The organism is Pseudomonas sp. KBN10P06128 (genome assembly GCF_037574945.1).
GTDB lineage: Bacteria > Pseudomonadota > Gammaproteobacteria > Pseudomonadales > Pseudomonadaceae > Pseudomonas > Pseudomonas aeruginosa.
Map to the genome: position 1 here is coordinate 4326567 of NZ_JBBELR010000001.1, position 22599 is coordinate 4349165.

General features: G+C 67.2%; 24 protein-coding genes and 1 tRNA gene. 14 read left to right on the forward strand and 11 right to left on the reverse strand.

Features of this window, described 5'->3' with window-relative positions; genetic code table 11:
- Positions 1–141 precede the first annotated feature (141 nt).
- Positions 142–1845 carry a DEAD/DEAH box helicase gene (locus VQ065_RS20205; protein ID WP_003119873.1) on the reverse strand — a complete coding sequence of 568 codons (1704 nt, stop codon included), beginning with the start codon at positions 1843–1845 and terminating at the stop codon, positions 142–144.
- Between the two features lie 310 nt (positions 1846–2155).
- Here VQ065_RS20205 and VQ065_RS20210 point away from each other — a divergent pair, with 310 nt between their 5' ends.
- Positions 2156–2947, forward strand: coding sequence for a crotonase/enoyl-CoA hydratase family protein (locus tag VQ065_RS20210; RefSeq protein ID WP_003090929.1), 792 nt, complete (start codon positions 2156–2158; stop codon positions 2945–2947).
- A 26-nt stretch (positions 2948–2973) separates the two neighbouring features.
- Here the strand turns inward: VQ065_RS20210 and VQ065_RS20215 are convergent, their stop codons facing one another.
- Positions 2974–3723 carry a spermidine synthase gene (locus tag VQ065_RS20215; RefSeq protein ID WP_023657190.1) on the reverse strand — a complete coding sequence of 250 codons (750 nt, stop codon included), beginning with the start codon at positions 3721–3723 and terminating at the stop codon, positions 2974–2976.
- A gap of 175 nt (positions 3724–3898) precedes the next feature.
- Here VQ065_RS20215 and VQ065_RS20220 point away from each other — a divergent pair, with 175 nt between their 5' ends.
- Entirely contained in the window at positions 3899–5245 is a 1347-nt protein-coding gene (locus VQ065_RS20220) for a class II 3-deoxy-7-phosphoheptulonate synthase (RefSeq protein ID WP_340080464.1), read from the forward strand.
- Between the two features lie 40 nt (positions 5246–5285).
- On the opposite strand, the gene VQ065_RS20225 is transcribed toward VQ065_RS20220, so the two are convergent.
- Together VQ065_RS20225 and VQ065_RS20230 are read right to left on the reverse strand one after the other, a co-directional pair.
- The gene (locus VQ065_RS20225; protein ID WP_003090934.1) at positions 5286–6494 is read right to left on the reverse strand and encodes a winged helix-turn-helix domain-containing protein; all 1209 of its coding nucleotides are present in this window, start codon (positions 6492–6494) and stop codon (positions 5286–5288) included.
- A gap of 82 nt (positions 6495–6576) precedes the next feature.
- Positions 6577–6810 carry a DUF1127 domain-containing protein gene (locus VQ065_RS20230; protein WP_003090935.1) on the reverse strand — a complete coding sequence of 78 codons (234 nt, stop codon included), beginning with the start codon at positions 6808–6810 and terminating at the stop codon, positions 6577–6579.
- A 96-nt stretch (positions 6811–6906) separates the two neighbouring features.
- Between VQ065_RS20230 and VQ065_RS20235 the strand changes: the two genes are divergently transcribed.
- Complete coding sequence (locus VQ065_RS20235; protein ID WP_003090936.1) at positions 6907–7761, forward strand: LysR substrate-binding domain-containing protein; 855 nt, start codon at positions 6907–6909, stop codon at positions 7759–7761.
- 1 nt (position 7762) lies between these two features.
- Here VQ065_RS20235 and VQ065_RS20240 read toward each other — a convergent pair whose 3' ends face one another.
- Positions 7763–8512, reverse strand: a complete 750-nt coding sequence (locus tag VQ065_RS20240; RefSeq protein ID WP_003114755.1) for a sulfite exporter TauE/SafE family protein — start codon at positions 8510–8512, stop codon at positions 7763–7765.
- A 100-nt stretch (positions 8513–8612) separates the two neighbouring features.
- Here VQ065_RS20240 and VQ065_RS20245 point away from each other — a divergent pair, with 100 nt between their 5' ends.
- The 3 genes from VQ065_RS20245 to ohrR (VQ065_RS20255) all read left to right on the forward strand — a co-directional run bounded on the left by VQ065_RS20245 (position 8613) and on the right by ohrR (VQ065_RS20255) (position 10683).
- Positions 8613–9569, forward strand: a complete 957-nt coding sequence (locus VQ065_RS20245; protein ID WP_003090939.1) for a LysR family transcriptional regulator — start codon at positions 8613–8615, stop codon at positions 9567–9569.
- Between the two features lie 85 nt (positions 9570–9654).
- The gene (ohrR, locus tag VQ065_RS20250; protein WP_003090940.1) at positions 9655–10110 is read left to right on the forward strand and encodes a hydroperoxide stress response transcriptional regulator OhrR; all 456 of its coding nucleotides are present in this window, start codon (positions 9655–9657) and stop codon (positions 10108–10110) included.
- Between the two features lie 144 nt (positions 10111–10254).
- A complete protein-coding gene (gene ohrR, locus VQ065_RS20255; protein WP_003090941.1) occupies positions 10255–10683 on the forward strand; it encodes an organic hydroperoxide resistance protein OhrR in 429 nt (142 codons plus the stop codon).
- Positions 10684–10769: 86 nt separating this feature from the next.
- Here the strand turns inward: ohrR (VQ065_RS20255) and efp are convergent, their stop codons facing one another.
- Positions 10770–11336 carry an elongation factor P gene (gene efp, locus VQ065_RS20260; protein ID WP_003090942.1) on the reverse strand — a complete coding sequence of 189 codons (567 nt, stop codon included), beginning with the start codon at positions 11334–11336 and terminating at the stop codon, positions 10770–10772.
- A gap of 42 nt (positions 11337–11378) precedes the next feature.
- Positions 11379–12509, reverse strand: coding sequence for an elongation factor P maturation arginine rhamnosyltransferase EarP (earP, locus tag VQ065_RS20265; RefSeq protein WP_003090943.1), 1131 nt, complete (start codon positions 12507–12509; stop codon positions 11379–11381).
- A 155-nt stretch (positions 12510–12664) separates the two neighbouring features.
- Between earP and VQ065_RS20270 the strand changes: the two genes are divergently transcribed.
- Positions 12665–12754 (forward strand) — tRNA-Ser (locus VQ065_RS20270).
- Positions 12755–13170: 416 nt separating this feature from the next.
- A complete protein-coding gene (gene oprI / locus VQ065_RS20275) occupies positions 13171–13422 on the forward strand; it encodes an outer membrane lipoprotei OprI (RefSeq protein ID WP_003090944.1) in 252 nt (83 codons plus the stop codon).
- 123 nt (positions 13423–13545) lie between these two features.
- On the opposite strand, the gene VQ065_RS20280 is transcribed toward oprI, so the two are convergent.
- The 3 genes from VQ065_RS20280 to tesA form a co-directional block, all read right to left on the reverse strand.
- Entirely contained in the window at positions 13546–14517 is a 972-nt protein-coding gene (locus VQ065_RS20280) for a L,D-transpeptidase family protein (protein ID WP_003090946.1), read from the reverse strand.
- Between the two features lie 77 nt (positions 14518–14594).
- Complete coding sequence (locus tag VQ065_RS20285) at positions 14595–14873, reverse strand: hypothetical protein (RefSeq protein WP_003090947.1); 279 nt, start codon at positions 14871–14873, stop codon at positions 14595–14597.
- Positions 14874–14928: 55 nt separating this feature from the next.
- Positions 14929–15534: an esterase TesA gene (gene tesA / locus VQ065_RS20290; RefSeq protein ID WP_003090948.1), complete on the reverse strand. Its 606-nt coding sequence runs from the start codon at positions 15532–15534 to the stop codon at positions 14929–14931.
- Between the two features lie 10 nt (positions 15535–15544).
- Here tesA and VQ065_RS20295 point away from each other — a divergent pair, with 10 nt between their 5' ends.
- Genes VQ065_RS20295 through greB form a run of 3 tightly spaced genes read left to right on the forward strand, consistent with a single transcriptional unit; the run spans position 15545 to position 19287 of the window.
- Complete coding sequence (locus tag VQ065_RS20295) at positions 15545–16228, forward strand: ABC transporter ATP-binding protein (RefSeq protein WP_003090949.1); 684 nt, start codon at positions 15545–15547, stop codon at positions 16226–16228.
- A gap of 8 nt (positions 16229–16236) precedes the next feature.
- On the forward strand, positions 16237–18729 hold the full coding sequence (locus tag VQ065_RS20300) for an ABC transporter permease (RefSeq protein WP_003122524.1): 2493 nt from the start codon (positions 16237–16239) through the stop codon (positions 18727–18729).
- Between the two features lie 51 nt (positions 18730–18780).
- Positions 18781–19287: a transcription elongation factor GreB gene (gene greB, locus VQ065_RS20305; protein ID WP_003090951.1), complete on the forward strand. Its 507-nt coding sequence runs from the start codon at positions 18781–18783 to the stop codon at positions 19285–19287.
- Positions 19288–19299: 12 nt separating this feature from the next.
- On the opposite strand, the gene VQ065_RS20310 is transcribed toward greB, so the two are convergent.
- Complete coding sequence (locus tag VQ065_RS20310; protein WP_003090952.1) at positions 19300–19617, reverse strand: hypothetical protein; 318 nt, start codon at positions 19615–19617, stop codon at positions 19300–19302.
- A 176-nt stretch (positions 19618–19793) separates the two neighbouring features.
- On the opposite strand from VQ065_RS20310, the gene thpR reads away from it, so the two are divergent.
- The 3 genes from thpR (at position 19794) to VQ065_RS20325 (ending at position 22545) form a co-directional block, all read left to right on the forward strand.
- The gene (gene thpR / locus VQ065_RS20315; protein ID WP_003090953.1) at positions 19794–20342 is read left to right on the forward strand and encodes an RNA 2',3'-cyclic phosphodiesterase; all 549 of its coding nucleotides are present in this window, start codon (positions 19794–19796) and stop codon (positions 20340–20342) included.
- A 195-nt stretch (positions 20343–20537) separates the two neighbouring features.
- Positions 20538–21473, forward strand: a complete 936-nt coding sequence (gene lipA, locus VQ065_RS20320; protein WP_003090955.1) for a triacylglycerol lipase — start codon at positions 20538–20540, stop codon at positions 21471–21473.
- A gap of 49 nt (positions 21474–21522) precedes the next feature.
- On the forward strand, positions 21523–22545 hold the full coding sequence (locus VQ065_RS20325) for a lipase secretion chaperone (RefSeq protein WP_003090957.1): 1023 nt from the start codon (positions 21523–21525) through the stop codon (positions 22543–22545).
- Positions 22546–22599 lie beyond the last annotated feature (54 nt).

The window sequence follows — 22599 nt, forward strand, 5'->3', positions numbered from 1 at the left end:
CCTTTAGACGCTTGCCAGAGGGACTCGCCCGGGGTGACGAAACGAGAAGCCGGGGCAGGCGCGAAAAACAGCCCGGCCAGCAAACATCAAGCCCATGAAAAAGCCCCGCCGAAGCGGGGCTTTTGTTCATCGCGCTGGACCTCAGTCCTCGCGATAGCGGCGCAGGCGCAGGGCCTTGCCGGCGACGCGGGTGTCCTTGAGCTTGGTCAGCAGGCGCTCGAGGTTGGCCTCGGGCAGTTCGATCAGGCTGAAGGTATCGCGAATCTGGATGCGACCGATGTCCTCGCGGGACAGGCCGCCCTCGTTGAGGATCGCGCCCAGCAGGTTCTTCGCTGCGACCCCGTCGCGCGCGCCGAGGGCGGTGCGGCAGCGGGCACGGCCTTCGCTCGGCGGCGCCATCGGACGACGCTCGCCGCTGCGCTCCGGACGCTCGCCGCGTTCGCCACGGTCGGCACGCTCGCGCGGTGCCGATGGGGTCAGCGGCTGTTCGCGGCGCACCGACTCCAGGTCCAGCGCCTTGCCGGCGGTCAGGCGCGCCAGCAGTGCGGCGGCCAGGGTCTCGGCATCGCAGCCGAGGCGACGGCACAGCTCGTCGCGCACCGCGCCGCGCTGCTCGACGGCGCTGTCGAGCAAGGGCGTCAGGCTCGCGGCCAGGCGCGCCAGGCGGGCCTCCAGTACGGTCTCGGCATCCGGCAGGCGGACTTCGCCGACCTTCTGCCCGGTGACCCGCTCGATCACCTGCAGCATGCGCCGCTCGCGCGGAGTCACCAGCAACAGCGCGCGCCCTTCCCGACCGGCACGGCCGGTACGGCCGATGCGGTGCACGTAGGACTCGGGGTCGTAGGGCATGTCGATGTTCAGCACGTGGGTGATGCGCGGTACGTCCAGGCCCCGGGCAGCAACGTCGGTGGCGATGACGATGTCCAGCGAACCGTCCTTCAGCGACTCGATGACCCGCTCGCGCTGGGCCTGCGGCATGTCGCCGTTGAGCGCGGCGGCGCGGTAGCCCTGGCGCTCGAGCAATTCGGCGTAGTCGAGGGTGGCCTGCTTGGTGCGGACGAAGGCGATCAGCGCGTCGAACTGCTCGACTTCCAGCAGACGCTGGATCGAACCGGCCTTCTGGTCGGCATGGACCATCAGGTGGACCTGCTCGATGCGCGCCACGGTCTGGGTCTTGGCGGCGATCTTGACGTGCTTGGGCTGCTTCAGGTGGCGCTCGGCGATGCCACGGATGGACGCCGGCAGGGTCGCCGAGAAGAGCACGGTCTGGCGCGATTCGGGAAGCGCCTCGAAGATCACTTCCAGGTCGTCCATGAAGCCGAGCTTGAGCATCTCGTCGGCTTCGTCGAGCACCAGGCGCTGGACGGTGGCCAGCAGCTTCTCGTCGCGGCGCAGGTGGTCGCACAGGCGGCCGGGGGTAGCGACGAGGATCTGTGCGCCCTGGCGCAGGGCCTTCAGCTGCGGCCCCATGGGCGCGCCGCCGTAGACGGCGACCACGCCGACGCCCGGCAATTGCTTGGAATAGGTTTCGCAGGCGGTGGCGACCTGCAGGGCCAGCTCGCGGGTCGGCACCAGCACCAGCATCTGCGGCTCGCGACGGCTCGGGTCGATGCGCGACAGCAGCGGCAGGGCGAACGCGGCGGTCTTGCCGGTACCGGTCTGCGCCTGGCCGATCATGTCGTGGCCTTCGAGGATCAGCGGAATCGATTGAGCCTGGATAGGCGAAGGCTCTTCGTAGCCTACGGCGACGATTGCCGCGAGCACATTGGGGTGAATACCGAGCGCGGCGAAGCCGACGGTTTCCTGAGTCATGGGTTTGCCTCGTATACATCCGCAAAGACCCATGACCCATGGCTGCTCATGCCCTGTACGGCCGAAACGGCCACCCAGGCAGCTGGGGCGGGGATTTGCGAGATTGCTTTTGAATTAGAAGATTACGTAAAGGAAATCCGCAGAGCGGATACACAGCCAGAGCACAGCGCTCCGAAAAATGCAGGTCCTGAACGGGGTCAGTTTTGACCGGCGCGCATCATACCGGAATTTTGACGTTTGTGTGCGTTTTTTCCGACATGCGTCATCGGAGAGACTGACAATGGACATCCCGATTCCAGACGTCTATACCGACGTTGCCCGCCCCCCGCCAGGAAACCGCCGCATGAACGACACCCTCCCAGGACGCATCAGCCGCGAACGGCGCGGCCACCTGCTGCTGCTCGGCCTCGACCGCGTGGCCAAGCGCAACGCCTTCGACCTGCCGATGCTCGACGATCTGGTCGCCGCGCTCGGTGAATACGAGGCCGACGACAAGTTGCGCTGTGCCCTGCTCTTCGCCCACGGCGAGCATTTCACCGCCGGGCTGGACCTGGCCAATGTCGGCGAGACCTTCCGCCAGGGCTGGAAACTCCCCGAAGGCGCCGTCGATCCCTGGGGCACCTTCGGCGGCCGGCGTCCAAGCAAGCCGCTGGTGGTGGCCGTGCAAGGCTACTGCTACACCATCGGCATCGAACTGATGCTGGCGGCCGACATCAACCTCTGCGCCAGCAACGCGCGCTTCGCCCAGCTCGAAGTGCAGCGCGGAATCCTCCCGTTCGGTGGCGCGACACTGCGCATGCACCAGGTCGCCGGCTGGGGCAACGCCATGCGCTGGCTGCTCACCGGCGACGAATTCGACGCCCACGAAGCCTATCGTCTCGGCCTGGTGCAGGAAGTCACCGCCCCGGAAGACCTCCTCGACCACGCCGTCGCTCTCGCCGAACGGGTCGCGGCCCAGGCGCCGCTCGGCGTGCGCGCCACCCTCGGCTCGGCGCGCCAGGCCCTGCTGGAAGGCGAAGCGGTCGCCGCCGCTGCGTTGCCGGAAGCCGCCAGGCGCCTGCTCGACAGCGAGGACGCCAAGGAAGGCCTGCGCGCGCTCCAGGAACGCCGCCCGGGACGCTTCGAAGGACGCTAGACTGGACCCTTGTCCGCGCGCCCTGGCTACTGGGCCGGGCGCAGGCTGTCGATATAGCCCTGCAACGAATAGCCGAGTTGCGGCTCCAGCGCCGCGGCACGCGTCCGCAGGGCTTCCTGGTCGAGTTCGAGGGCCAGGTTCGCCGGCACCAGCATCACCACGTTGCCCTCGGCCACCGGACACTCCCAGTAATGATGGTGATAGCGCCCGCGCAGCAGCGGCGCGCCCAGCGGCTTGCCATCGGTACCGCTCCACTGGTTGATCACCAGCCAGCCATCCTCGGCGAGGCGCTCCTGGCAGGCGCCGAGGAAATTCCAGGCCAGGTGCGCGGCCGACGGGCCGGTATCGGTATAGAGGTCGAGGAAGATCAGGTCGGCCTCCGCGCATTCGTCCAGGCTCTCCAGTGCATCGCCGATGCGCAATCGCAGGCGCGGGTCGTCGCGCAGCCCCAGATGCTCGCGGGCCAGGCGCGGAATCGCCGGGCGCAGCTCGATGGCCTCGGCCTCCTCCAGCGGCAGGTGGCGCAGGCAGGCCTGGGTCAGGCTGCCGGCACCGAAACCGAGGAACAACGCGCGACGCGGTTGCGAATGGCAGAGCCCGCCGAGCAGCATGGCGCGGGTGTAGTCGTATTCCAGCCAGGCTGGATCGGGCATGAACACGCAGCTCTGCTCGACACCGTCGCCGAACTCGAGGAAGCGATAGTCGCCGGACTCGATGACCCGGATGACCCCGTATTCGTCGCGCTCCTCGACCAGCAGACGTTCTTCGCTCACCACTCACCTCCCCCCGCCGCTTCGCCGGCTATCGCCAGGCGCTCCGGCAAAAGCACCGCAGCATAGCAAAGCCGGCCCGACGATGGATTTCCGCTATTGCAACGATCGCTGGCGGCGCTGCGGCGAGCTGCTCTACCATGCCGCAATCCGCTTTCCCGAGCATTGCCAAGAGTCGTAGATGAGCCAGTCCTGGAGCCCCGAGAGCTGGAGGGCCAAGTCGATCCAGCAACAACCCGAGTACCCCGATGCCGCGCACCTGGCCAGGGTCGAGCAGACCCTCGCCGGATACCCGCCGCTGGTCTTCGCCGGCGAGGCTCGCGAGCTGCGCCGGCAGTTCGCCGAAGTCACCGCCGGACGCGCCTTCTTGCTCCAGGGCGGGGATTGCGCGGAAAGCTTCGCCGAATTTTCCGCGGCGAAGATCCGCGATACCTTCAAGGTACTGTTGCAGATGGCGGTGGTAATGACCTTCGCCGCCGGCTGCCCGGTAGTGAAGGTCGGGCGCATGGCCGGCCAGTTCGCCAAGCCGCGCTCCTCCGGCGACGAAACGCAGAACGGCGTGACCCTGCCTGCCTATCGCGGCGACATCGTCAACGGCATCGGCTTCGACGAGAAGAGCCGCGTGCCGGACCCGGAGCGCCTGTTGCAGGCCTACCACCAGTCCACCGCCAGCCTCAACCTGTTGCGCGCCTTCGCCCAGGGCGGCTTCGCCGACCTGCACCAGGTGCACCGCTGGAACCTCGACTTCATCGCCAACTCGGCGCTGGCCGAGCGCTACCAGCAACTCGCCGACCGCATCGACGAGACCCTCGCCTTCATGCGCGCCTGCGGCCTGGACAGCGCGCCGCAGCTCCGCGAAACCAGCTTCTTCACCGCCCACGACGCGCTCCTGCTGAACTACGAGGAAGCCCTGACCCGCCGCGACAGCCTGACCGGCGAGTGGTACGACTGCTCGGCGCACATGCTCTGGATCGGCGACCGCACCCGCCAGCTCGACGGCGCCCATGTCGAGATGCTGCGCGGCGTAGGCAATCCGATCGGGGTCAAGGTCGGGCCGAGCATGGACAGCGAGGAGCTGATCCGCCTGATCGATATTCTCAACCCGGACAACGATCCGGGCCGCCTCAACCTGATCGTACGGATGGGTGCCGACAAGGTCGGCGACCACCTGCCGCGCCTGATCCAGGCCATCCAGCGCGAGGGCCGCCAGGTGCTGTGGAGTTCCGATCCGATGCACGGCAATACCATCAAGGCCTCCAGCGGCTACAAGACCCGCGACTTCGCCCGCGTGCTCGCCGAAGTCCGCCAGTTCTTCGAGGTGCACCAGGCCGAAGGCAGCTACGCCGGCGGCATCCACATCGAGATGACCGGGCAGAACGTCACCGAATGCATCGGCGGTTCGCGACCGATCACCGAAGACGGCCTCAGCGACCGCTACCACACCCACTGCGACCCGCGGCTGAACGCCGACCAGTCGCTGGAGCTGGCCTTCCTGATCGCCGAGACCCTGAAGCAGGTACGCCGCTGAGCGCGCCGCGGCCGCTCCCGCCGCCCGGCGGGAGCGTTCGCTAGAGCAGCACCCCGCGCAAGCGCACCGCCAACTCCCCGCGCCCCTCGATCGCCACCGTCGCCAGGCCCAGCCAGGCGGCCATGCTGCGCAGCTGCTCGGCCAGCTCGTGCAGGGCGGCATCGTCCATGCCGTTCGCCTCGGCATGCAGCGCATGCACCGCCAGGCGCTCCCGCGCCCGCTCGGCGCGGAGGTCGACGCGGCCGACCAGACGGCCGTTGTACAGGAATGGCAGCACGTAGTAGCCGTACACGCGTTTTTCCTTCGGCGTGTAGATCTCCAGGCGATAGCGGAAATCGAACAGGCGCTCGGCCCGCGCCCGCTCCCAGACCAACGAGTCGAAGGGCGAGAGCAAGGCACTGGCGCCCAGCCGCCTCGGCACCTGCGGTTCGCCGGGGCAGTAGGCCGGCTGGCTCCAGCCCTCGACCCGGACCGGCAGCAGCTCGCCAGCCTCCACCAGTTCGGCGAGGCGCGCGCGGCTCTGCGCCGGGCTCAGCCGATAGTAGTCGCGCAGGTCCTTTTCGGTGGCCACGCCCAGGGCGCTCGCCGCCATCCGCAACAGCTCGCGCTGGGCCTGTGCCTCCGAAAGCTCGGGACGCGCCAGCAATTCCGCGGGAAACACTCGCTCCGGCAGGTCATAGAGCCGCTCGAAGCCGCGCCGTCCGGCCACCGTCAGCTCACCGGCGGCGAACAGCCATTCCAGCGCATGCTTTTCCGCGCTCCAGTCCCACCAGGGACCGGCCCGCTCCTGCCGCGTGCTCAGGCTGCCGGCACCCAGCGCGCCTTGCTCGCGCACCGCCTGCAACACCTGGCGGATCAGTGGCTGCTGTTCCCGGCCGAAACGTGCCAGTTGCTGGTAGATGCCCTGGCCGTCGGCGGCCTGACGCATCCGCCAGCGCATCAGCGGGTAGTGCTCCAGCGGCAGCAGCGAGGCCTCGTGCCCCCAGTATTCGAACAACTGGCGGTGACGGCCGACACTCCAGGCTGCCTCGTCGAGCAGCGTCATGGAGTAGGGACCGAGGCGGGAAAACAGCGGCAGGTAGTGCGAGCGCACCAGCGCATTCACCGAATCGATCTGTAGCAGGCCGAGGCGCGCGAGCATTTCGCGCAGATGCCGCCGCTGCACGCTGCGGCGCGTCCGCCGGCCGTGGAAGCCCTGCGCGGCCAGGGCCAGGCGGCGGGCTTCGGCGAGGGAAAGCGAAAGACTCATGGAGCGCCCCAGTCGATGAAGGAGACTGCGAGTCTATCGTGCCCCCGCCGCCGCGCCAGCCCGGCGCGCCGCTGCGGTTCGCTCAATGCCGACGCAGCGGGTCGTCCCAGAAATGCCGCTCGCCCTCTTGGAAGATATCCGCCCGACTCAGGCCGAGGTCCTTCAGCGCTTCGTCGCTCATCCTCAGCAGTTCCCGGCGCTCGCGGGCCAACTGCAACCAGCGCCGCCAGCGACGCCACAACGACGGCGCAGCGGTCGAGGCGGGATGGGATGCAGCGTGGCAGTGACTGCCGAAATAATCCTGTTGACCTTTCATCGTCTTGCCCTCCGTTCGGGATAGGCACAGTCTCCCGCCAGGCATAGGATCAATCCAACGAATCATTCTTATGCAATGCATCTTGGAGATTGATGAATGAGCTACCAGCCCGGCATCGATACGGAATTGCTCCGCACCTTCGTCGCCATCGCCGAGCACGGTGGTTTCACCCGTGCCGCGGAGGCGGTGAATCGCACCCAGTCGGCGGTCAGCATGCAGATGAAGCGGCTAGAGGAGGACGTCCTGCAGCGCTCGCTGTTCGAGCGCGACGGAAGGCAGACCCGCCTCACCGCCGAAGGCCAGGTGCTGCTCGGCTATGCCCGGCGGATCCTCAAGCTGCACGGCGAGGTGTTCAACACCCTGCGCCGCCCGCACATGGTCGGCTCGGTGCGCATCGGCACCCCGGACGACTACGTGATGCGTTTCCTCCCGGCGATCCTGTCGCGCTTCGCCGAAGCCTATCCGCTGGTGCAGGTCGAGGTGCATTGCGACACCTCGCTCAACCTGCTGGCGCGCAACGACCTCGACCTGTCCATCGTCACCCGTGAGCCGGGCACCGAGATCGGCCAGTTGCTGCGCCAGGAGCCCTTCGTCTGGATGGCCGCCGAGGGCTTCTGCCCCCACGACCAGCGGCCGATCCCGCTGGCCATGTTCAACACCACCTGCTTTTGCCGGGCCTGGGCCTGCAACGCCCTGGAGGCGGCGGAGCTGGACTACCGCATCGCCTACAGCAGCCCCAGCCTGTCGGCGCTGTTCGCGGTGGTCAGCGCCGGCCTCGCCGTGACCGTGCAACTGCGCAGCCTGCTCACCGGCAACCTGCGCATCCTCGACGAGAGCGAGGGCCTGCCCGCCCTGCCCTCGGCCAGCATCATGCTGATGCGCAACCCGCACAGCCAGTCGCCGGTCACCGAGAAGCTCGCCGAATACATCGGCGAGGGCTTCCGTCTCTGACTCAACCGCGCACCAGCAGGAGCACCGCGCACAACGCGAGGAAGGCACAGAAGGCCATGCGCAGGCTGCGCTCGGGCAAGGCGTGGGCCAGCCTCACGCCCCAGGAAATGCTCAGCAGGCCGCCCAGCGCCAGGGGGATCCCCATCCGCCAGTCGACATGACCGTGCATGGCGTAGGTCCCCAGCGCCACCGCCGTGCTCGGCGCGGCCAGGGCCAGCGCGAGGCCCTGGGCGACGACCTGGGCGAGGCCGAACACCGAAGTCAGCACCGGTGTCGCCAGCACCCCGCCACCGACCCCGAAAAGCCCGCCGAGCGAACCTGCGCCAAGGCCCAGCACGCCCATCCAGGGCAAACCGTAGCGCGGCGTCGCGCCGCCCTGCGGCGGGCGCCGGAACAGGCGCCAGAACATGTAGCCGGCCAGCGCCAGGAGGAAGATCACGAACGCTTCGCGCATCCGCGCCGCATCGATCCGCGCGGCCACGCTGGACGCCAGGAACGCGCAAAGCAGGCCGGTCAGGGCAAGGACTCCGGCCTGGCGCGGATCGATGCGGTTGCGCTGGTGGTAGCGCCACAACGCCAGCACCACGTTCGGTACCACCATCACCAGCGCGGTACCCTGCGCCAATTGCTGGTCGAGGCCGAAGATCACCCCCAGCGCCGGGATCGCCAGCAGGCCGCCGCCTATCCCGAACAGACCGCCCAGGCAACCGAGCACCATCCCCAGCAGGAAATCGAGAAATACATCCAGCATGTCAGCCCCTCTTTCGACGCCTCCATGCTAGGCAAGCGTGGCTGGATGGGAAACGCACAAGAAAGCACAATGGCTATGCCAATCACGCAAAGGCATGAGCATGTTGCCCGATACCCTCAGCGAACAGTTCGTTCTCTACCTCGATGTCCTCGATGGCGGCAGCTTCTCCGCCGCTGCGCGCAAGCACCCGCTCACCCCGTCCGCCGTGGCGCGCCGGATGGACGCCCTGGAACGCGCCGTCGGCAGCACCCTGCTGGTGCGCACCACCCATACGGTGCGCGCCACGCCGGCCGGCCTGGCCTTCGCCGACCGCGCCCGGCGGATCGTCACCGAACTGCGCCTGGCCCGTGCCGAAGCGGTGTCCCTGAGCACCGCGCCGCAGGGCCTGATCCGTATCGATGCGCCGGTGCCCTTCGGCCGCCGCCACCTGGCCCCGGCGGTCGCCGACTTCCTCAAGGCCAACCCCGGCCTCGACGTGCAATTGCGCCTGATCGGCAGCTTCATCGACCTGCAGGGCGAACATCTCGGCGAGGTCGACCTGGTGTTGCGCGCCGGCCCGCTGCCCGACAGCCGCCTGGTGGCCACTTCGCTGGCGCCGATGGTGCGGGTGGTCTGCGCCAGCCCGGAGTACCTGCGCGAACATGGCGTTCCCGCATCCCCCGGCGAACTGCCGGAGCATGCCGGCATCGATTGGGACAACCTGTCGCCACCCTATGCCTGGCGCTTCCAGCACGACGGCAAGCTCCAGCACCTGCGGCCGAAACGGGCGCGGCTGGCCACCAATAACGCCGAAGCGATGGTCGACGCGGCGCTGGCCGGCCTCGGCATCGCCCACCTGCCAACCTGGTTGTGCAGCGAGTACCTGCTGCGCGGCGAACTGCAGGCGCTGTTCTGCGACGACGGCTTGCCCGCCGCCGAGCCCACCTGCATCTATGCCCTGCGCCTGGAACGCGAAGCCAGTTCGCGAACCCGCCTGCTGCTGGCTTTCCTCCGCGAGCGCTTCGGCTTTCCGCCACCCTGGGACCAAGCCCTGCAGCAGCGCCTCGGCGAGCGCTGAAGACACCACCCGGCGGGAAACCTGGAAAGCCAATAGCCACTACGCTAAATTCATGCACAGCGCCCTACTTACTTGGAAGACAGCCATGTCCCGACTGCCCACCACCCCTTGCGAGCAGCTCAAGCTGGACAACCAGCTGTGCTTCGCCCTGTATTCCACCTCGCTGCAGATGACCAAGGTCTACAAGCCCCTGCTGCAAGCGCTCGGCCTCACCTATCCGCAGTACATCGCCATGCTGGTGCTGTGGGAACGCGACGGCCTGACCGTGGGCGAAATCAGCGCACGCATGCTTACCGACCCGGGATCGCTCACGCCTCTGCTCAAGCGCCTGGAGGGCGAAGGTCTGATTACCCGCACTCGCAGCAGCGAAGACGAACGCGTAGTCCTGCTGCGCCTGACCGACAAGGGCCGCGCCCTGCAGCGACAGGCCGAGAGCATTCCCGCCTGCATCCTGGAGAGCACCGGCCTCGACTTGCCACAGCTGGTCGCCCTCAAGGATGAGCTGCTGGCCCTGCGCGGCAACCTGCAAGCACCGGACTGAGGGGCTTATACCTACCTGTCTGATTTTTATCGCCAAATCTTCCAACGATTTATCTTGCGCGCAAAATAACATGACGATAAATTTCATTTCACGCACTTACTTAGCGCGCAATAAATTAACGCACAACCTAGACAGGTGACCCTCATGCAAACCATCAAGGCTCTCTACACCGCAAGCGCAACCGCCACCGGAGGCCGTGACGGCCGTGCGGTATCCTCGGACGGCGTGCTCGACGTAAAACTCAGCACTCCGCGCGAACTGGGCGGCCAGGGCGGTGCGGCCACCAACCCGGAACAACTGTTCGCCGCCGGCTACTCCGCCTGCTTCATCGGGGCCCTGAAGTTCGTTGCCGGCCAGCGCAAGCAGACCCTTCCCGCCGACGCCTCGATAACCGGCAAGGTCGGCATCGGCCAGATTCCCGGCGGCTTCGGCCTGGAGGTCGAACTGCACATCAGCCTACCGGGCCTGGAGCGCGAAGCCGCCGAAGCGCTGGTAGCCGCCGCCCACCAGGTCTGCCCCTACTCCAACGCTACCCGCGGCAATATCGACGTACGCCTGAACGTGTCGGTCTGAAGCTTCTGACTCTCCGCGCCGCGGCGGCGGACAGCGGAAACGAAAAAGCCCGGCGAATGCCGGGCTTTTCTCGTCGCGCGAAAGGATCAGGCCTTGACGCGGGACTTGTACTCGCCGGTGCGGGTATCGATCTCGATCGAGTCGCCGATTTCGCAGAACGCGGAAACCTGCAGCTCGGCGCCGTTGTTCAGGCGCGCGGTCTTCATCACCTTGCCCGAGGTGTCGCCGCGGACGGCCGGCTCGGTGTAGGCGATCTGGCGAACGATGGTGGTCGGCAGCTCTACCGAGATCACCTTGTCGTTGTAGAACACGGCTTCGCAGATGTCGGTCATGCCGTCTTCGATGAAGGTCAGCACGCCTTCCAGATCGTCTTTCTCGATCTCGTACTGGTTGAACTCGCTGTCCATGAAGACGTACAGCGGGTCGGCGAAGTAGGAGTAGGTCACTTCCTTGCGATCGAGGATGATCGGCTCCAGCTTGTCGTCGGCCTTGAACACGGTCTCGGTACCGGCGCCGGTCAGCAGGTTCTTCAGCTTCATCTTGACGACGGCAGCGTTACGGCCGGACTTGTTGAACTCGGCCTTCTGGATGACCCAGGGAGCGCCATTGATGTTGGCAACCTGGCCGGCGCGGAACTCTTGAGCGGTTTTCATACGAATATCCGATGGATGAAAGACAAAAAATCAGGCCGCGTATCATAGCCAATCTGCGTAAAATTGCACCAGCCTTGCCGCAAGATCCGGACGCATGCCCTGTTCGTCGGCCCAGCGCTGCGCTTCCCTACGCCACTCGGGCAGTTGCCTCTCCAGCCCCTCCCAGGCCCCGACAAGTCCACCGCCGGCGTTCCACGCCAGCCAGAAGGTGCGCAGGTTTTTCGCCAGGTCGGCGGGCAGGCCGGCGCAATAGAGTTCGAGGAATGCCTCGAGCTTCGCCAGGTGCGCCTCCTCTTCCTGTCTATAGATGTGCCAGAGCAACGGCCGTCCCGCCCACTGCGCGCGAACGAAGGAGTCCTCGCCGCGCACCGCGTTCAGGTCGCAGCACCACAACAGGCGATCGTAGTCGTCCTGCGCCATGAACGGCAGCACCTGGACCCGCAACGCGTCGCGCACGTGGACGTCCCCGACGGCCAGGGTAGCCACCCGCAGCCAATCGGCGACATCCGTCAGCACCCGCCCCTCCGGCACCAGCAGAAGGCTCGGCTGGCGGGCGTCGCGCAGTTGTTCCAGCCAGCCAGGCAGCGCCGGGTTTTCGTAGGCAAACAGCGAAATCAGTCGCTCGCCAACCTTCCGCCGCACGCCGAGGGAGGCGAGAAACTCATCCTGCGCCGAGACGGAGGCCTGGAAACGGCGCCGACGTTCCAGCAGGCCGGCCTCGCGCAACAGGCCGCCACTGGGCTCGCGGAACCCGGGAAAGAAGAAGTACTTGGAAAGCCCGCACGCCTGCAGCGACGGCAATGCGTGGCAACTGCCGATCCACTCCTCGGCACTCAGGTACTCCAGGTTCAGCCACAGGGACGGCCGCTCGCGCTCGCGCATGGCCTGCCGGTGCGCCTCCGGCAGTTCGCAGGCGAAGGCCTCGATCACCACGTCGGCGGCCGCCACCGGTGCCCACGGCCGGCCCCAGGCACGCACCTCGACCCCATCCAGGCTCTGCACGTGCGCCGCCGGGTCCGCCCGCGGACAGATCCGGGCGAAGGCCTGCGGCTCGTCCACCCACAGGCGCACGGCCTGACCGTGCTCGGCGGCCAGTTGGCGAGCCAGGCGCCAGGTGACGCCGATGTCGCCATAGTTGTCGACCACGCTACAGAAAATCTCCCAGCTCGCCATCCGCCTCTCCTCTTCGTGCCCGGCAGTCTACCAAGGCACCCCGCGGACTTTCCTCCGACGACCTAAGCCGATGAAAAAGTTAAAAAAATATTTGCCAAGCGGGAAATGTTCGAGTAAATTGCGCGCCTCGACAGACACGGCGCTGTCGAGAACCTGGTGAGGTGTCCGAGTGGTTGAAGGAGCACGCCTGGAAAGTGTGTATACGGGAAACCGTATCGAGGGTTCGAATCCCTCCCTCACCGCCAGATCGCAAGAAGGCCCGGCTAATCAAGTTAGCCGGGCCTTTTTCATTTCCGCACCAATACTTACGGCATTTCCGGCAACATGCTGGCAACTTAGTTGTTACTTGCCACTCCCCGCCAAGTCGATAAGCGCCAGCCACTCCGGCGGAACATTCTCGACAACCCGGCAGCCCTCATCCCCCGCCTCTTGCAGCAACTCTACCCAAGGTCCGGGAAATTGCTTACTTGCGCCGCACGCTGGATATTTTTTGAACAAACGACACTCCAACTACTGCTAAAGTCGGGGGGACTAAAAAAAAAGTTGCTCGGCTTGCGCTTGGTCAGTTTACTTACTACAAGTAATGGGTAGTATGTAGCCGGCTAATTTCCCCGGCTGGGGAGATTGCTGTTATGGAAATGTCCACCTTAAGGGGAACACGATGAACAACGTTCTGAAATTCTCTGCTCTGGCTCTGGCTGCTGTTCTGGCCACCGGTTGCAGCAGCCACTCCAAAGAAACCGAAGCTCGTCTGACCGCTACCGAAGACGCAGCTGCTCGTGCTCAGGCTCGCGCTGACGAAGCCTATCGCAAGGCTGACGAAGCTCTGGGCGCTGCTCAGAAAGCTCAGCAGACCGCTGACGAGGCTAACGAGCGTGCCCTGCGCATGCTGGAAAAAGCCAGCCGCAAGTAATAGGTCTCACGACCTGTTGAAAACCGGTCCCTCGGGGCCGGTTTTTTTATGCCTGCGTTTCGCCGGGCATGAAAAAACCCGCGTCCCTTGCGGGTACGCGGGCCTCTGCCTCGACGCTCTCCGTCAGGGCGTAAGCTGGGTAGGATCGCTATCCACCGTCGCGGTCATCGCCGGCGCCGATTCCTGGGCGATTTCCACCGGCACGCCATCCTCCGAGGCCACCACTTCGCGGACCACGTCCCAGTTCAACTGGATACGCTTGGCCAGGTCGTCGCGCTTGAGCAGGGTATTGATCACCGCGGTGTGCTTATCCACCACCGACGGGTCGCCATGGTCGTTCAGCGGCGTATGCGCCTCCAGGTAGACCTTGCCGTTACTCACGCCGAACTTGTAGGGCTCGTTGATGATACGCACGCTGGTGCCGACGCTGATCATCGAGAACAGGTGGGTCACGTCGGCGTTGTACATGCGGAAGCAGCCATGGCTGGTGCGGGTGCCGATGCCGAACTTCTTGTTCGAACCATGGATCAGGTAGCCCGGCACACCCAGGGTCAGCTTGTACGGTCCCAGCGGATTGTCCGGGCCCGGCGGCACCACGGTCGGCAGCGGATCGCCATCGGCGGCGTGCTCGGCGCGGATCGAGGCCGGCGGATACCAGGCCGGGTCCTTGGTCTTGGCGGTGATGCGGGTGTTCGCGATCGGCGAACCCCAGCCCTCGCGGCCGATGCCCAGCGGATAGGTGTGCACCACGTTCTGCCCTTTCGGGTAGTAGTACAGGCGGTACTCGGCCAGGTTGATCACCACGCCTTCGCGCGGGCCAGGCGGCAGCACGAAGCGGGTCGGGATGATCACCTCGGTGCCGACGCCCGGCAACCAGGGATCGACGCCGGGGTTGGCGGCGACCATTTCGCTGTAGCCCAGGTTGTACTGCTCGCCGAGGTCGGCGAACGTGTCCTCGTACTTGGCCTTGATCACCTGGACCTGGCCGACGACGTCCTCGCCCGGAGGCGGGAGCTGCAGTTCCAGGGCCGATGCGGAGCCGGCCGAAAGCAGCGCGGCGAAAGACAGTGAGACAACGGGTACGCGCGACAACATTCCGGAGAATCCTTGGCGAGTGCGATGAAGGAGTAGGAAAGACAGTGTAACACCCCGCCAGGTTTCACCGGGAGGGCTCAGACCAACCAGGACAGGCGCTCCCCGCGCTTTTCCGCCTCCAGTTGTTTCCGGCAATCAGGACACAGCAGCCGGTCGCGCAGACGCGCCCGCTCCAGCGGCTGCCAGCGCGGCTGGGCCGGCAGCAGCTTGCCGCAAAGCGTGCGGTCCGCCGGGGTATCCAGCTCCAGCTGACGCGCCACCACATGCACCCGGACCTCACGACAGGCGAACAGGTCCAGCTGATCGTCGGGCTCGATCAGTTGATAGGCGTAGAGGGTCCAGGCGGGACGCGGCATGGGGGGCTCCTGAGGGGTGCGCAACCTTAGCCGAAAGCGGTTTCCCGGGGAAGTCTCAAAGCAGCGGTTTCAGCGTCGGCCAGACATTTTCCAGGAGCCTCGGCTGGGCGGCGAGCGCCGGATGGATGCCATCCGCCTGCATCATCCCCTGGACCCCGCCGACCCCTTCGAGGAAAAACGGCACCAGGGCGGTCTTTTCCTGCGCCGCGACCGCGCCGTAGACCTTGGAAAAGGCCTCGATGTAGCGCGGGCCGTAGTTCGGCGGCAACTGGATACCCAGCAGCAGCACCTTCGCCCCTTCCGCCCGGGCCTTTTGCGCCATGCTGGCAAGATTCTGTTGCAATTGCGCCGGCGCCATTCCGCGCAGCCCGTCGTTGCCTCCCAGCTCGATCACCACCAGCTCCGGCTTCTCCTCGGCAAGCAGCGCCGGCAGGCGCGCCAGGCCGCCCGCGGAGGTGTCGCCGCTGATCGAGGCGTTCACCACCCGGTAGTCGTAACCTTCGTCGGCGAGGCGCTTCTGCAACAGGGCGACCCAGCCCTGGCTGGTATCCAGTCCCAAAGCGGCGCTGATACTATCGCCCACGACCAACAGCGTCTGCGCCGCGGCCTGCTGGGTCAGCAGGACCAGGGCCAGGCAGCCGCTCAACAGCAATGCACGCATCGGAACCTCCATGAGCGCCAGCATTCTCAACGCGCAGAACCTTAGCAAGGTTGTCGGTAGCGCGGAAGGCAAGTTGACCATCCTCCACGACCTCTCCCTCGACCTCGCCCGCGGCGACAGCCTGGCGATCGTCGGCAGTTCCGGCTCCGGCAAGTCGACCCTGCTCGGCCTGCTCGCCGGGCTCGACCAGCCCAGCGGCGGCGAGGTCCGTCTCGCCGGGCACGCCCTCGGCGACCTCGACGAGGACCAGCGGGCGCGCGTCCGCGCGGCCCATGTAGGCTTCGTGTTCCAGTCGTTCCAGTTGCTCGACAGCCTCGATGCGCTGGAGAACGTGATGCTGCCCCTGGAGCTGGAAGGCCGCGCCGACGCTCGCCAGCGCGCCAGAGAACTGCTCGAGCGAGTCGGCCTCGGCCAACGCCTGGGCCACTATCCGCGCCAGCTCTCCGGCGGCGAGCAGCAGCGGGTCGCCATTGCCCGTGCCTTCGCGGCGGAGCCGGACGTGCTGTTCGCCGACGAACCCACCGGCAACCTCGACAGCGCCACCGGCGAGCGGATCAGCGACCTGCTCTTCGAACTCAACCGCGAACGCGGTACCACCCTGGTCCTGGTTACCCACGACGAGCGTCTGGCGCATCGCTGCCGGCGCCTGATCCGTCTGGAAAGCGGACGCCTGATCGACCGGGTCGAACCCTGATGAAGCCGGTGCCCCTCTCCCGCCTGCTGAGCCTCGCCGGTCGCCAATTGTTCCGCGAGTCGCGCAGCGGCGAGCTGCGCGTGCTGTTCTTCGCCCTGCTGATCGCGGTCGCCTCGAGCACCGCCATCGGCTATTTCAGCGCCCGCCTGAACGGCGCCATGCTCGCCCGCGCCGCCGAGTTCCTCGGCGCCGACCTGGTGCTCAACGGTACCCAGCCGGCAAGCGCCGAACAGATCGAACGCGGCACCCGTCTGGGCCTGCGCCACGCCGACAGCGTCGAGTTTTCCAGCGTGATCGCCACCGACCAGGGCATCCAGCTCAGCAGCATCAAGGCGGTCGGCGACCGCTACCCCTTGCGCGGCCAGCTCAAGAGCGCTGCCGCGCCGTTCGCCGCCGAGCAGGCCGGCGGTCGTCCGCAGGCGGGCGAGGTATGGGTCGAATCGCGCCTGCTGGTCAGCCTCGACCTGAAGGTCGGCGACAGCATCGAGATCGGCCGCAAGCCGCTGCGCATCGCGCGCATCCTTACCTACGAGCCGGACCGCGCCGGCGACTTCTACAGTCTGACGCCCCGCGCCATGATGAGCCTGGCCGACCTCGATGCCACCGGGGTGGTCCAGCCGGGCAGCCGGGTGCGCTACCGCGATCTGTGGGAAGGCCCGCCGGAAGCCCTCCAGGCCTATCGCCAGCAGGTCAAGGGCAGCCTCGCCGCCAACCAGCGCCTGCAGGATGCCCGCGACGGCAACCGCCAGGTGGGCGATGCCCTCGGCCGCGCCGAGCGCTACCTGAACCTGGCCAGCCTGGCCGCGGTGCTGCTCGCCGGCGTCGCCGTGGCGCTGTCCGCCGCCCGTTTCGCTGCACGGCGCTACGACGCCAGCGCACTGCTGCGCTGCCTCGGTCTGTCGCGCAGCGAAACCCTGCTCCTCTACGCGCTGCAACTGTTGCTGCTGGGCCTGCTCGCCAGCGCCATCGGCGCCCTGCTCGGCTGGTTGGCGCAGCTCGGCCTGTTCCGCCTGCTCGCCACGCTGCTGCCGCCGGATGTACCAGCCGGCGGCCTGTTCCCCGCCTTCGCCGGGATCGCCACCGGCCTGGTAGCGCTGGCCGGCTTCGCCCTGCCGCCGCTGGCAGCCCTGGGCCGGGTACCGCCGTTGCGGGTCCTGCGCAGCGACCTGCTGCCGGTGCCGATGCGCACCTGGATGGCCTACGCCTGCGCCCTGCTCGCCCTGGGCCTGATCATGTGGCGGTTGAGTCTCGACCTGAAGCTGACCCTCGCCCTGCTCGGCGGCGGCCTGGTCGCCACGCTGGTGCTCGGCGCCCTCCTGCTGCTCGGCCTGAACGGCCTGCGCCGGGCACTGGCGCGTGCCAGCCTGCCATGGCGGCTGGGACTCGGCCAGTTGTTGCGGCACCCGCTGGCCGCCGCCGGACAGAGCCTGGCCTTCGGCCTGATCCTGCTGGCCATGGCCCTGATCGCCCTGCTTCGCGGCGAACTGCTGGATACCTGGCAGGCCCAGTTGCCGCCGGACGCCCCCAACCATTTCGCCCTGAACATCCTGCCGACGGAAAAGGACGCCTTCGAACGTCGCGTGCAAAAGCTCTCCCCCGGCGCCGAGCCGCTGTTCCCCATGGTTCCCGGGCGCCTGGTAGCGGTGAACGGCAAGCCGGTCCAGGCGCTCGACGAAGACGTGCGCAGCGAGCGTGCCCTGCAGCGCGACCTCGGCCTGACCTGGTCGGAGCGACTGCCCTCCGGCAACCAGCTCACCGCCGGACGCTGGTGGAGCGCGCCGCAGCCGGGGGCCCTGCCGGGCGTGTCGGTGGAAGAGAAGCTGGCCGCCAACCTGCGTATCCAGGTCGGCGACCGGCTCACCTTCAGCGTCGCCGGGCAGAATCGCGAGGTCCAGGTCCAGAGCCTGCGCAAGGTGAAGTGGGACAATTTCCAGCCGAACTTCTTCATGGTCTTCCAGCCCGGCACCCTGACCGACCTGCCGGTGACCTACCTGACCAGCTTCTACCTGCCGGCCAGCCAGGAACGCGACCTGATCGAACTGGCCCGCGCCTTCCCCACCGTCACCCTGCTGCCGGTAGACGCCCTGCTGAGCCAGCTGCGGAGCATCCTCGACCAGGTCACCCTGGCCGTGGAGTACGTGCTGGTGTTCGTTCTCGCGGCGGGCTTCGTGGTGCTCTTCGCCGGTCTCCAGGCGACCCTCGACGAGCGCGTGCGCCAGGGTGCCCTGCTGCGCGCGCTGGGTGCCGAGCGCGAGTTGCTGCAACGTACCCGGCGGGTCGAGTTCGCCCTGCTCGGCGCAGTCAGCGGCCTGCTCGCGGCGCTCGGCTGCGAGGCGGTCAGCCTGCTGCTCTACCGACTGGTCTTCGACCTGCCGTGGCAAGCGCACCCCTGGTTGCTCGCGCTGCCTCTGGTAGGCGCCGTGCTGGTAGGCGGCGCCGGCCTGCTGGGTACCCGTCGCGCCCTCAACAGCAGCCCGCTGCGGGTCCTGCGCGAGGGCTGATCGGATACACTGGCAGGCTTTCATCCGTTCATTTGTGGAACCACCCGAACCATGAGTCGCTATCGTCCACCGCGCACCGCCGGCACCCCGCTGATCACTCCGGAGGGCGCCGCGCGGTTACGCGCAGAGCTGCATGAACTCTGGCACGTGCGCCGTCCCCAGGTGACCCAGGCGGTCAGCGAAGCCGCCGCCCTCGGCGATCGCTCGGAAAACGCCGAATACATCTACGGCAAGAAGATGCTGCGCGAGATCGACAGCCGCGTGCGCTTCCTGCGCAAGCGCCTGGAGAACCTGAAAGTGGTCGGCGAGCGGCCGGCGGATCCGAACCGGGTGTACTTCGGCGCCTGGGTGACCCTGGAAGACGAAGACGGCGAGCAGGCCCGCTATCGCATCGTCGGCCCCGACGAACTGGACCTGCGCAACAACCAGATCAGCATCGACTCGCCGCTCGCCCGCGCACTGGTCGGCAAGGAGCTGGACGCCGAGGTGCTGGTGCGCACCCCGGCCGGGGAAAAGCTCTGGTTCGTCGTCGAGATCGAGTATCCGCCGGCGCCCTGAGGGGCCACGCGCTCAGCGCAGGATACGGCGGGTGATCAGGCCCTGGCGGGCGACCCGGATCAGTTGCCGGACCACCAGGTCCAGGTCTTCCGCCCCGGGGGCCTGGACCACGGCGAAGTCGAACGCGTCGCTGGGGAAGCGCGCCAGGTCCTTGCCGTCCTGGGCGAACTGGATAAGGAAGGTACGCGAACCGTTCCAGCGCTTCGGCCAGCCTTCGAGGTAACGGACGAGGGTCGGCTGGTGCGGCCCGCTGAGGAGAATCCTCGGGTTCCGCCGGACCAGGCCGGTGGTGATGGGTGCCAGGCGCAATTGCGTGCTGGGACAGGTCATGACGTCATGTCTCCGCCTCTTCGGTCCCGCTGGACAGCGGTGAGAGGCAACACCGAGCCAGCGCTTTAGCGGTATTTCGGCTGCTGCCGGGCGCCCCGCAAGTTGCTGTTTAAATCGGCGCACGCGCATCCTAGAAAAGCCGCATGGAGACTGTCAAGAAACACGCGGAGGCGCCCATGCCCGATCGCTCTCTTCGCCTGTTCTTCGCCCTGCCCTGTCCACCTCCCCTCGCCGAGCGGATCGGCCGGTGGCGCGATGACCGGCCACTGCCCGGACGCCAGGTGGCGACGGCGAACCTGCACCTGACCCTGGCCTTCCTCGGGCAGGTCCCGTCCGCTCGGCTCGAGGCCCTGCTGGACATGGCCGCGGCCATCGAGGCCGCGTCCTTCGACCTGTGTCTCGACCGTCTGCTGCGCTGGAGGAACGGCATCCTGCTGCTGGCCCCCAGCCAACCGCCCGGCGCCCTCCTGCGCCTGCGCCGCGCCCTGCGCTCCGGCCTTGCCGAACTGGAGCTGCCTGTGGAAACCCGCCCATTCAGCGCCCATCTGACCCTGGCTCGCGATGCCGCGCCGCTGGAGGACATCCCGCCACCCCCAACCTTCGTATGGCAGGTCGACCATTTCAGCCTGTTTTGCTCGCAAAACGACGCCGCGGGCGTGCGCTACCGCACACTCGGTCGCTGGGCGTTGTGCGGGGAAGATTCAAACGAGCGTTTCGCGCCGTAACAACCCGCCTCTTCCGCTCTGCCACGCAGGTTATGACCGGCCGCCAGGAAGCCGCGGATTTCCTGGCCTGGAGGAAAAAAGCCGAAGCTGGCACGGTTCCTGCGCAAGGGACAGCGAAGCGGTTCTCCCGGAAGGATTCGGGCGATGGCTGGCAGGACGCGCCCCTCGGCCCCATCAACCTGAGATGAGAACAACATGAAGAAGAAGTCTCTGCTCCCCCTCGGCCTGGCCATCGGCCTCGCCTCTCTCGCTGCCAGCCCTCTGATCCAGGCCAGCACCTACACCCAGACCAAATACCCCATCGTGCTGGCCCACGGCATGCTCGGCTTCGACAACATCCTCGGGGTCGACTACTGGTTCGGCATTCCCAGCGCCTTGCGCCGTGACGGTGCCCAGGTCTACGTCACCGAAGTCAGCCAGTTGGACACCTCGGAAGTCCGCGGCGAGCAGTTGCTGCAACAGGTGGAGGAAATCGTCGCCCTCAGCGGCCAGCCCAAGGTCAACCTGATCGGCCACAGCCACGGCGGGCCGACCATCCGCTACGTCGCCGCCGTACGTCCCGACCTGATCGCTTCCGCCACCAGCGTCGGCGCCCCGCACAAGGGTTCGGACACCGCCGACTTCCTGCGCCAGATCCCACCGGGTTCGGCCGGCGAGGCAGTCCTCTCCGGGCTGGTCAACAGCCTCGGCGCGCTGATCAGCTTCCTTTCCAGCGGCAGCACCGGTACGCAGAATTCACTGGGCTCGCTGGAGTCGCTGAACAGCGAGGGTGCCGCGCGCTTCAACGCCAAGTACCCGCAGGGCATCCCCACCTCGGCCTGCGGCGAAGGCGCCTACAAGGTCAACGGCGTGAGCTATTACTCCTGGAGCGGTTCCTCGCCGCTGACCAACTTCCTCGATCCGAGCGACGCCTTCCTCGGCGCCTCGTCGCTGACCTTCAAGAACGGCACCGCCAACGACGGCCTGGTCGGCACCTGCAGTTCGCACCTGGGCATGGTGATCCGCGACAACTACCGGATGAACCACCTGGACGAGGTGAACCAGGTCTTCGGCCTCACCAGCCTGTTCGAGACCAGCCCGGTCAGCGTCTACCGCCAGCACGCCAACCGCCTGAAGAACGCCAGCCTGTAGGACCCCGGCCGGGGCCTCGGCCCCGGCCCTTTCCCGGAAGCCCCCTCGCGTGAAGAAAATCCTCCTGCTGATTCCACTGGCGTTCGCCGCCAGCCTGGCCTGGTTCGTCTGGCTGGAACCTTCCCCCGCACCCGAGACGGCGCCCCCGGCCAGCGCGCAGGCGGGCGCAGACCGCGCCCCGCCAGCAGCCTCCGCGGGAGAAGCGGTGCCGGCCCCCCAGGTCATGCCGGCCAAGGTCGCGCCGCTGCCAACCTCCTTCAGGGGCACCAGCGTCGATGGCAGTTTCAGTGTCGACGCCAGCGGCAACCTGCTGATCACCCGCGACATCCGCAACCTGTTCGACTACTTCCTCAGCGCCGTCGGCGAAGAGCCCCTGCAGCAAAGCCTGGACCGCCTGCGCGCCTACATCGCCGCCGAACTCCAGGAGCCGGCGCGCGGCCAGGCGTTGGCGCTGATGCAGCAATACATCGACTACAAGAAGGAACTGGTGCTGCTCGAACGCGACCTGCCGCGCCTGGCCGACCTCGACGCCCTGCGCCAGCGGGAAGCCGCGGTGAAAGCCCTGCGCGCGCGGATCTTCAGCAACGAAGCGCACGTGGCGTTCTTCGCCGACGAGGAAACCTACAACCAGTTCACCCTGGAGCGCCTGGCGATCCGCCAGGACGGCAAGCTCAGCGCCGAGGAAAAGGCCGCCGCCATCGACCGCCTGCGCGCCAGCCTGCCGGAAGACCAGCAGGAAAGCGTGCTGCCGCAACTGCAAAGCGAACTGCAGCAGCAGACCGCCGCCCTCCAGGCCGCTGGCGCCGGCCCGGAAGCCATCCGCCAGATGCGTCAGCAACTGGTGGGCGCCGAAGCCACCACCCGCCTGGAGCAACTCGATCGGCAACGCTCGGCCTGGAAGGGCCGGCTGGACGACTATTTCGCCGAGAAGAGCCGGATCGAAGGCAATACCGGGCTGAGCGAAGCCGACCGCCGCGCGGCGGTCGAACGCCTGGCCGAGGAGCGCTTCAGCGAACAGGAACGCTTGCGCCTGGGCGCGCTGGAACAGATGCGCCAGGCCGAGCAGCGCTGACCGACACGGAAACGCCAAGAACGCGGCGAAGGGCGCTTCGGCGGATAACGCTAC